General features: G+C 70.0%; 8 protein-coding genes and 1 pseudogene. All 9 read left to right on the top strand.

Features of this window, described 5'->3' with window-relative positions:
• Window positions 1-137 precede the first annotated feature (137 nt).
• Window positions 138-958 (top strand): annotated as a pseudogene (locus IE142_RS34170) (AfsR/SARP family transcriptional regulator); the annotation flags it as partial.
• Between the two features lie 232 nt (window positions 959-1,190).
• Window positions 1,191-2,156 carry an aromatase/cyclase gene (locus IE142_RS34165; protein ID WP_191889333.1) on the top strand — a complete coding sequence of 322 codons (966 nt, stop codon included), beginning with the start codon at window positions 1,191-1,193 and terminating at the stop codon, window positions 2,154-2,156.
• Between the two features lie 507 nt (window positions 2,157-2,663).
• On the top strand, window positions 2,664-3,716 hold the full coding sequence (locus IE142_RS34160) for a type III polyketide synthase (RefSeq protein ID WP_191889332.1): 1,053 nt from the start codon (window positions 2,664-2,666) through the stop codon (window positions 3,714-3,716).
• A gap of 84 nt (window positions 3,717-3,800) precedes the next feature.
• Window positions 3,801-4,364: a cupin domain-containing protein gene (locus tag IE142_RS34155; protein ID WP_191889331.1), complete on the top strand. Its 564-nt coding sequence runs from the start codon at window positions 3,801-3,803 to the stop codon at window positions 4,362-4,364.
• A gap of 8 nt (window positions 4,365-4,372) precedes the next feature.
• Window positions 4,373-5,530 carry a DegT/DnrJ/EryC1/StrS family aminotransferase gene (locus IE142_RS34150; RefSeq protein WP_191889334.1) on the top strand — a complete coding sequence of 386 codons (1,158 nt, stop codon included), beginning with the start codon at window positions 4,373-4,375 and terminating at the stop codon, window positions 5,528-5,530.
• The gene (locus tag IE142_RS34145) at window positions 5,527-6,522 is read left to right on the top strand and encodes a class I SAM-dependent methyltransferase (RefSeq protein WP_191889330.1); all 996 of its coding nucleotides are present in this window, start codon (window positions 5,527-5,529) and stop codon (window positions 6,520-6,522) included. The genes IE142_RS34150 and IE142_RS34145 overlap by 4 nt, the downstream gene beginning before the upstream one ends.
• A 127-nt stretch (window positions 6,523-6,649) precedes the next feature.
• Entirely contained in the window at window positions 6,650-7,264 is a 615-nt protein-coding gene (gene wrbA / locus IE142_RS34140) for an NAD(P)H:quinone oxidoreductase (protein WP_191889329.1), read from the top strand.
• 32 nt (window positions 7,265-7,296) lie between these two features.
• Window positions 7,297-7,671, top strand: a complete 375-nt coding sequence (locus IE142_RS34135) for a DoxX family protein (RefSeq protein ID WP_191889328.1) — start codon at window positions 7,297-7,299, stop codon at window positions 7,669-7,671.
• A 151-nt stretch (window positions 7,672-7,822) separates the two neighbouring features.
• Complete coding sequence (locus tag IE142_RS34130) at window positions 7,823-9,409, top strand: class I adenylate-forming enzyme family protein (protein WP_191889327.1); 1,587 nt, start codon at window positions 7,823-7,825, stop codon at window positions 9,407-9,409.
• Window positions 9,410-9,518 lie beyond the last annotated feature (109 nt).

Genomic DNA, 9,518 nt, shown 5'->3' with positions numbered 1-9,518 from the left:
TGTCCATGCTCCAGACCAAGCACGCCGACCTGCCGTCCCGCAAACACGGCAACCCCCCGCAGTAACTCATACGGAACCGATTTGAATCTGCGCGGTGGAAGTCGCCCGGCGGGCGACTCCGTCCAGGGGGAGAAGCTGTGGACATCGAAGTGCTCGGCACGTTGTCGGTGCGGGAGAACGGGGCCTCGATCACACCTACGGCTCCCAAACCACGGCAAGTGCTGGCCCTGTTGGCGCTCCATGCCGACCGGATGGTGCCCGTCTCCGCGCTGACGGAGGAACTATGGGGCGCCGCCCCGCCGCGCAGCAGTCGGACTACTTTGCAAACGTACATCCTTCAGCTGCGTGACCTCATCGCTGTGGCCCTGGCCCGGGGCAAGGGGCGGGGACGGGAGGGCAGGCAGAGCGCCGCGCGGCCAAGGACGTGCTGGTGACGATGCCCGGCGGCTACCTGCTGAACAGCGGTGACGGCCTCGCTGACGTACGCGCCTTCGAGCGGCTCTCGGGCCTGGGCTACCGGGCGATGGCCGCGGGCGATTTCGCCGGGGCCGCGCGTCAGCTGCGTGACGCGCTGGCGCTGTGGTCCGGTACCGCCTTCGCCGGCGTGCGGGCCGGGCCGCGGCTGGAGATGGAGATCAAGCGCCTCGACGAGAGCCGGCTGTGTGCTCTCGAACAGCGCATCGACGCCGAGCTGCGCCTCGGCCGGCACCGTGAGGTGCTGGCGGAACTGAGCGTTCTGGTCAACCGGTACCGCACACACGAGGGTCTGTACATCCAGCTCATGCTCGCGCTGTACCGCTCGGGGCGACGAGGTGAAGCGCTGGACGTCTACCGGCGGCTGCACGCCGCGTTGGTACGTGAGCTCGGCCTGGAACCGTCCGCTGCGCTGCGTCGGTTGCACCGGTTCATCCTCACGGCGCGAGACGATGCGGTCCCGCCGGTGCCCGGGGCCGCCGGGACCACGCCCGCGGTGGGGGGAACGGCTTGCGTCGGTGCGCTGAGCGAGGGGCCGCCCGGCCCGGCTCATCACCCTGTCCACACGCCTTGGGGGCGAGGCGGGCTTGAGCCGTACCCGGTCACGTCTCGAGTGACCCCGTGGAAGCTCTGCTGACCGCTGCCTTCGCACCGCGAGGGAGTGCGCCGTTCACCACGGTCGGGCGGCCCGTTCGAAGCGAGGGGGGTGGTCCTGGTTGCAGGAGGAGCGTCTGCGCCGGCTGTCACACGCCATCGATGTGGACGCGCCCGCGGGGATCGTCTACGCCTTGATCGTTTCTGCCGAGCACCGGCCGCTGTACTTCCCCTCGAGCGTGTACGTGGAGCGGCTGGACTTCCTCGACTTCGCGGGTGCCAGTGAGCGGCTGCGAGTGTGGGCCCTCGCCGACGGCGAGGTCACGTCCTGGACGTCGGACCGGGTCCAGGACTCCGCACGGCGCTCGCTCTCCTTCCGCCAGGACCGGCTCATGGAGCGGGCGGCGTCGATGGGCGGCACGTTTTCCGTACAGCCCCTGGGCCCCGAACGCTGCCGGCTGACGGTGGACCACGCGTTCACCTCCCGGGGCGACAGTCCGGAGAGCATGGCGTGGCTGGAGCGGAACGTCATGGCCACCACTCGCTCCGACCTGAAGAACCTGCGGTTCCTGGCGGAGCAGTGGACGCGGATCGACGAACTGACCCTGTCCTTCGAGGAGAGCGTGCGGACCAAAGGGCCCGCCGAGCTCGTCCACGGTTTCCTCTACGACGTCGAGAGCTGGCCCGGTCGCCTCCCGCACGTCCGCAGGATCGAGCTGGACGAGCCCCAGGTGGGTGTCCAGACGGTGGCCATGACACTCGCCGCGGCCGACGGCACCCTCCAGGACGTCAGCTCCGTACGGCTGTGCTTCCCGCACGCCGGGCGCATCGTCTACAAGGAGACGAAGCCCCGCAGGCTGCTCGCGGCACACTGCGGGGAGTGGTCGGTCGTCTCCGACGGCAACGGCGTCACGGTGACGTCCCAGCACCATGTCGTGCTGAGGGAGAATGCCATCGAGCACGTGCTCGGGCCGGGCGCCACCCTCCAGGACGCCCGCAGCCGGGTGCGCGCGGAGCTCGGTGAGGAAAGCCTGCGGATGCTGCACCTGGCCCGCGAGTACGCCGAGTCGGCCGTGCGGGTGCTCTGAGGGCGGGGCCCGCCCGCGGCAGACGGAGGTCCCGGACGCGGCCGGCGGCAGTGGAGGGCCGCCGTGGCCGACGACATGCCCTCCGGTCGCCGCCCGTGCTCCGCGGCCTCGGCTCCTCGCGTACCAGGGCGCGCAGCGCGTCCAGGCGGTGTGGGGGCACACGCGACGTGCGGTGGGAGCGGCCGCCCACCGAGCACCGGGCGGCAGCGTGACGGGCCCGCGTTCCGGAAACCCTCGCGTACGTGACCCACGTCACTTCTGTGGGGCCTTGGCTCCCCGGTACTCGGCGTGTCACGATTCCCGCACATCCCTCCTGCCCGAAAACAGCGGCGGAGGTTGTTCCCTTTCGATGCCCCGTGCCGCATGCCGGCGACGGGGCATTTCTGTCGGCCTGGAGTTGGCCGCATCGCTCATGTCCTCGCCCTGGCCCGACCCCGGGCAGCACTGGAACGGTGCGAGCGATTCCTCCCGCGCAGAAGGCAGACTCTAGAGAAAGCGGACTCTGATATGCCAAGGCTTTGCAAGCCCTCGGTGAGTGTCCCGGAATACGTCATCACAGCGGGAGAGACCCTCGCGTTCGCTGAAAGGGTCCACGCCGGAAAGCCGCAGCTCCCTCTGGCACTTCGCCTGATTCGGAACACGGGGGTGTTGAAGCGGCATATCGTACAGCCCATCGAGAAGACGCTCCGCCACCCGGGCCTGACGGAGCGCAACCGGATCTACGAGGCCGAGTCCAAGAAGCGCTGCCCCGAGATCATCGACCGGGCCTTGCGCAACGCCGAAGTGACGGCGCGTGACATCGACGCCATCATCTACGTGTCGTGCACCGGGTTCATGATGCCGTCGCTGACCGCATGGCTGATCAACCAAATGGGATTCAGGGACGACACACGGCAGATACCCATCGCGCAGCTGGGCTGCGCGGCAGGTGGTGCGGCCATCAACCGCGCCCACGACTTCTGCTTGGCCCACCCGGGCAGCAACGTCCTGATCGTCTCGTGCGAGCTGTGCTCGCTGTGCTACCAGCCCGACGAGGACGACATCGGTTCGTTGCTGTCCGACGGGCTGTTCGGCGACGCGGTCGCGGCCGCCGTGGTGCGCGGCAACGGGGGAACCGGCATCGAGCTGGAACGCAACTCCTCCTACCTCATCCCGCACACCGAGGACTGGATCTCCTACGCCGTACGTGACACGGGCTTCCACTTCCAGCTGGACCGCCGGGTGCCGGGCACCATGGAGCCGCTCGCCCCGGTGCTGCACGACTTCGCCAAGAGCCATGACTGGGACGCCGCCAACCTCGACTTCTACATCGTGCACGCGGGCGGGCCCCGGATCCTCAACGACCTGGCCAAGTTCCTCGACGTCGACCGCAAGGTGTTCCGGCACAGCTGGGCGACTTTGACGGAGTACGGGAACATCGCCAGCGCCGTCGTACTGGACGCGGCTCTGCGGCTGTTCGAAGAGGACGCCCCGATGCCCGGCGCCACCGGCCTGATCGCCGGGTTCGGTCCCGGCATCACCGCCGAGATGGCGCTGGGCCGATGGGCCATCGATGCGTAACGGATCGTCCGCTCGAAGCCGGAGCAGCGGTCACCGCCGCCGACCGGTTGGAGAACGCGTGCCGACAGAAGGAAGCAACAGCTCATGACTGACCTCATCATTCCGGCCGGTGGCGGGCGAAGGCTGATCACGCCGGCGCAGGAGGTGACGTTCAAGGCCACGAAGGCCCAGGGGTCCTCCGTATCGATCTTCGAAGTGGTCGTGCCGCCCGGATTCGACGTCGGCGCGCACGTGCACGACCAGTCCCAGGAGTTCTTCTACGTCCTGGAGGGCGAACTGGACCTGCTGTGCTTCGAACCGGTCGAGCGCACGGCGGACACCTGGCACCACTGGAAGTCGCCACAGGGCGACCGCGTCATCCGCGCGGGGGAGGGCGGGTGCATGTTCGTGCCCCCCGGCACGCCGCACGCGTTCCGCAACCCCACCGACAAGCCGGTGAAGATGCTCTTCCAGAGCTATCCCTCCCCCGACCACGAGGACTACTTCGAGGAGATCGCGGAGATCTGGTCGAGCGGCACCACGGTGGACGCCGTGGCCGTGGAGGAGATGCGCAAGCGCTACGACGTCAGCCAGATCACACCGTTGCGCTACGAGCCGCCCGTACCCGTGACCGACGGTCAGGAAACGAACGAGAAGCGGAGCGGGTGATGACCACCATGGAAGCCATACCCCTGGTGCACGCGAGCCTGGGCGAACGGGAACTGGCCGCCGTCGCGGAGGTCTTCGCCTCCGGCTGGCCGGCCGGGCAGGGCCCCAGGGGCAAGGCACTGGAAGCCCAGCTGGCCCAGAAGTACGCGGTGGCCGACGCGGTCGCGGTGAGCAACTGCGGCGCCGCCCTTCACCTGGCACTGATGGCGCTCGACGTCAGTCCGGGTGACGAAGTGATCGTCGCTGACTACACGTTCCCGGCGCCCGCCCACGCGGTGCGCTACCTGGGAGCGGTCCCGGTCTTCGCCGACGTACGGGCCGACACCGCGACGGTGGACCCGCAGGCGGTCGCCGATCTGGTCGGCCCGCGGACCGTGGGTGTCATCGCGGTGGACACCGTCGGCATGCCCGCGGACTACGCGCCGCTGCGGGCCATCACCGACCGCCACGGCCTGTTCCTGGTGGAGGACGCGGCCTGTGCGGTGGGCGCCACCTACCAGGGACGTCAGGCGGGTGCCCTGGCGGAGGTGGCCTGTCTGTCCTTCCACGGCCGCAAGGGCGCCACCAGCGGTGAGGGCGGTGCGCTGCTGGCCACCGATCCGGCCCTCGCGGCGGATGCGCGGCTGCGCTCGTCCTTCGGCATCGGCAGCATCTTCGACATGGGAAAGGTCGTCGGCCTGCCGATACCGGAGTTCACCGAGATCGGCTACAACTTCAAGCTGTCCGACATCGCCGCGGCCATCCTCCAGGTGCAGCTCGACCGGATCGACGAACTCCTCGCGCGCCGCACCGCCGTCGCCGCCCAGTACACCGAACTCCTCGCCGACGAGGAACTGACGACCACCCCGTGGGTACCCGAGGACCGCACCCACGCCTGGCAGTCCTACATGGTGACACTGGACGCGAGCGTGGACCGGGCGGCCGTCGCCGCCGACCTGCGCGCCCAGGGCATCGGCTGCGGACACGGCGCATGGGCGACCCACCTCCAGCCGGTGTTCGCCTCCGGGGACAGCTGCCCGGTCTCAGCGGACCTCTTCCACCGCAACCTCGCCCTGCCCATGCACGCGGAACTCACCGCGAGCCAGGTCGAACGGGTCGTGGAGGTCCTGCGCGGCTCGCTGCGGACCCATTCGACGTCCACCCGGATCCTAGGAGGGGCCGCGTGACGGACAACCAGCCGACACCCGACGGCGTGCTGCGACTGATCAACGGCTACTGGGCCACCGGAGTGCTCGGCGCGGCGGCCGCCCACTCGCTGTTCACCCATCTCGAGAACGGGGCCGACACCGCCGCCCGGCTGGCCGCCCGAGCCCGCATCTCCGAGCGGGGCGCACAGGCCCTCCTCGACGGGCTTGTCGGGGTGGGCCTCGTCGAGCTGAGCGAGGGCCGCTACCGCAACACCCCCGAGGCCTCCACCTACCTGGTCGACGGCAGGCCCGCTTCCCTGAGCAGTTTCGCCCAGCTGAAGCTGAAGCACATGGGTGCCCTGACCGGCCTGCCGGATGTGGTCCGTGCCGGAGGGCCGGTCACCGACCCCACGACCGAGGTGGCCGACAACCCTCACTGGGAGGAAGTGGTCCCGGCGATCGCCGCCCAGTCGGTGCCCGCCGCGACGGTTGCCGCAGAAGTGCTCCAGCTCGCCGGCGCGGGAGAGATCTGCATCCTCGACGTGGGCGGCGGCTCGGGCATCTACTCGGCGATCTGGCTCGAGACCAACCCCGCCGCCCGTGCGACCCAGCTCGACTGGGAACCGATCAACGCGATCGCCCGCCGGCTGCTGACCGAACGCGGTGTGGCGGACCGGTTCACCACCATCGACGGCGACCTCCACACCACCGACTTCGGCACCGCCCGGTACGACGTCGCGCTGTACTCGCACATCGCCCACCAGGAAGGGCCCGAGCAGAACATCGAGGTCTTCACCCGGCTGCGCGACTGCCTCAAGCCCGGCGGCGCACTGGTGGTGTGCGACTACGTCGTCGACGACGACCGCGGCGGCCCGGCCTTCCCTCTGATCTTCGCCTCGGAAATGCTGCTGAAAAGCCAGCAGGGCAGCACCTGGCGGCAGTCCGAGTACCGCGACTGGCTCGTCAAGGCGGGCTTCGAGGAGATCTCGTTCCACGCCGCGCCGCCCGCCACCCTGGTGGTCGCCCGGTGACCCGGCGCGGGCCCCTTCGGGACTCCAGCCGCGCTCGAGGCGCCTCGGGGCGCCACACGCTTCGCTGGAGTCCGACAACGCCGAGCGAGACCGCCTCGGTGCGACGCACTCAGAAGGGAAGCCGGTCGTGGAGCCTGTGAACCTCGCCATCATCTACTACAGCGCGACCGGCAGCGTGCACGCCCTGGCCCGTGCCGCCGCCGAGGGCGCGGAGAAGGCCGGCGCCACCGTGCGCCTGCGCAAGGTCCGCGAACTGGCTCCGGCCGAGGCGATCAACGCCAACCCGGCGTGGGCCCAGCACATCAAGGACACCGCCGACATCGCCGAGGCCAGTCTCGACGATCTGGGCTGGGCCGACGCCGTACTGCTCGGCACCCCGACCCGCTTCGGCAACCCGGCCAGCCAGCTCAGGGCCTACCTGGAAACCACCGGCCCGCTGTGGGCCCAGGGCAAGCTCGCCGACAAGGTGTGCTCGGTCTTCACCGCCAGCAACACGCTCCACGGCGGGCAGGAGTCCACCATCCTGGCGCTGTCCAACACGTTCTACCACTGGGGCGGCGTCATGGTGCCGCCCGGCTACACCGATCCCGTCCAGTTCCAGACCGGCAACCCCTATGGCACCTCCCATGTGGCCGGCCAGGGCGCGCCCAGCGAGGAGACCTTGCAGTCGGCCCGCCACCAGGCCCGCCGCGTCGTCGACATCGCGGCAGCGCTCAAGGCCGGCCGCGCGGCCGCCGGCTGAACCGTCCGGCCGAACCCGCAAGGAGAACTCTCGTGAACGTCGCCCTGTGGATCGTCGCGGTTGTGCTGGGCGCAGTCAGCCTGGCCAGCGGCGCCATGAAGCTCCTCCAGCCCCCGCAGAAACTGGCGGAGGCCGGCTACGGCTGGGTCGAGGATTTCAGCCCCGGCAGCGTCAAGGCCATCGGCGCGCTGGAGGTGCTCGCCGGAGCCGGCCTGGTCCTGCCCGCCGCGCTCGACATCGCGCCGGTGCTGGTGCCCACAGCCGCCCTCGGCACCGTACTGCTGATGATCGGAGCGGCCGTCACCCACCTGCGCCGTCACGAGCACCAGGCGATCGTGGTGAACGTGGTCCTGCTCGGCACGGCGACCTTCGTGGCATGGGGACGCTTCGGCCCCTACTCCTTCTGACGTCCCCTTCCCTGGACCGGCCGCCCACGGCGGCACAGCACCGCACCACCCGCGTGCCCTCGGCGCAGAGCCGAGGGCACCTGTGTTTGTCCGCGCGTCGCCGAGCGGCAACGGTTCGCGCCCACCGCTCACCAAAAAGGAGACAGCCCACATGAAGGGCTCTACGGCCTATCGATCGATACAGAAACGCGGCCTGCACATCGGCCTCCTGCCGGAGATGGCCGCGGCGGTGAACGGGAGGACGCCCATCACCCTCGACCACGACCTGGGCGTCTTCCCCGAGACGGGACGACGTCTGACGGTGGCGCAGTACGCAGACCACGTGGACGACCTGGCGGCCCGGCTGTGGGCGGCCGGCGTCCGGCCCGACGAGCACGTCGTGCTCTACAAAACCGCCAACGCCGACCACTGGATGCTCGCCGCCGCGGTGTCCCGCATCGGCGCAGTCGTCGTGAACCTGTCGCCGGCCCTGGACGCCGCGACCGCGGCCGCCCTGATCGAGCGGGTCGACCAGCCCACACTGCTCACCGACGGAGCCAAGCTCGACGTCCTCGCCGACGTGCCCCTGGCGAAGATCACCCGGCGGGTCGTCACCTCGGCCGACGACCGGCCCGGCGTGGCCTCGCTCGCCGAGCTCGCCGGAGCGCCGAGGGCCAAGCCGGTGGTCCGGCCGATCGACGAGGCCGCCGTCATCACCCACACCTCCGGTACCACCGGCATCCCCAAGCTCGTCGTGCACACGCCCCGCACCCAGGCCGTCCGCCTCGTACCGCAGTGGCGGCTGCTGTCTTTGCTGCGGAAGAAGGAGACCGTCGCGATCCACATACCGTTCGTGCACTCGCGGATGGTCGCGGCGATGTCTCTGGCCCTCCTCAAGGAGTTCCCGGTCCTGCTCATGAAGGAGGCCGACCCCGCGGACGTCGCCGAACAACTGGTCAGGCACCGGCCGATGCTCATCGAGGCGTTGCCCAACTCGCTGATGGAGTGGGAGCGGCTGGCCGAGGACCCCCGGGCTCCGTTCGGGTCGGTGAAGGTCTTCAGCAGCACCTTCGACGCCATCCACCCCGGGACGATGAGCAAGCTCCTCAAGGCGTCCGACCGCAGGGGTGCCCTGTTCTTCCAAATCTACGGGCAGAGCGAGGTCGGCCCGGCCGTCGGCCGCGCCTACTTCCGCGACTTCGCGCACAAGGCGAACGGCCGCTGCGTCGGCTGGCCCATGCCCAGGGGAGCCGCCAGGGTGCGCGTGGTGAGCCGGGACGGCCGCCACCCGTCGGAGCACACCCCGGGCTTCGTCGAGGTCGCCTGGGACGGCCTGGCCCGTACCTATTTCGGCGAGCAGGAGCGCTACGACGCCAACCGCAACGGCCCCTGGTGGCGGACCGGCGACATCGGGTACCGCACCAGGTTCGGCTGCTTGCACATGCTCGACCGGGAGGTCGACATGATCCCCGGGGTGCGCAGCTCCCTGGAGGTCGAGGACGTCGTACTCAGCAAGCTGGAGGAGCTCAACGAGCTGGTCGTGGTGCAGGGGCCCAACGGTGAGCCGGTCCCGGTGCTCTGCACCGTCGACGACGCACCCCTGGACCGGGCCCGCTGGCGCTCGGCCGTCACCGACTTCCCCCAGCTGGGCGATCCCGTGCAGATCCCGCGAGCCGAACTGCCCCGCACGGCCACGCTGAAGGTGCAGCGCAAGGCGCTGGCCCGCCGGCTTCAGGAACAGCTCAAGGACAGGGCCTGACCGGCCCGCCTGCTCCCGGCCACCGGCCCCGAACCGGCTCGACCAGGCAACCCACTCGAAAGGGCTCCTCTGCAATGACGTCTGACGCCACCCTCGCGCGGTTCCGTGA

The organism is Streptomyces mutabilis (assembly GCF_014649815.1).
In the GTDB taxonomy this organism is placed as follows: domain Bacteria; phylum Actinomycetota; class Actinomycetes; order Streptomycetales; family Streptomycetaceae; genus Streptomyces; species Streptomyces mutabilis.
This window is presented reverse-complemented; position numbering and strand designations above follow the sequence as displayed.

Coding starts and splice junctions, on each gene's coding strand:
- IE142_RS34130 (WP_191889327.1), top strand. CDS start 7,823: ATGAAGGGCTCTACGGCCTATCGATCGATACAGAAACGCGGCCTGCAC.
- IE142_RS34150 (WP_191889334.1), top strand. CDS start 4,373: ATGGAAGCCATACCCCTGGTGCACGCGAGCCTGGGCGAACGGGAACTG.
- IE142_RS34160 (WP_191889332.1), top strand. CDS start 2,664: ATGCCAAGGCTTTGCAAGCCCTCGGTGAGTGTCCCGGAATACGTCATC.
- IE142_RS34155 (WP_191889331.1), top strand. CDS start 3,801: ATGACTGACCTCATCATTCCGGCCGGTGGCGGGCGAAGGCTGATCACG.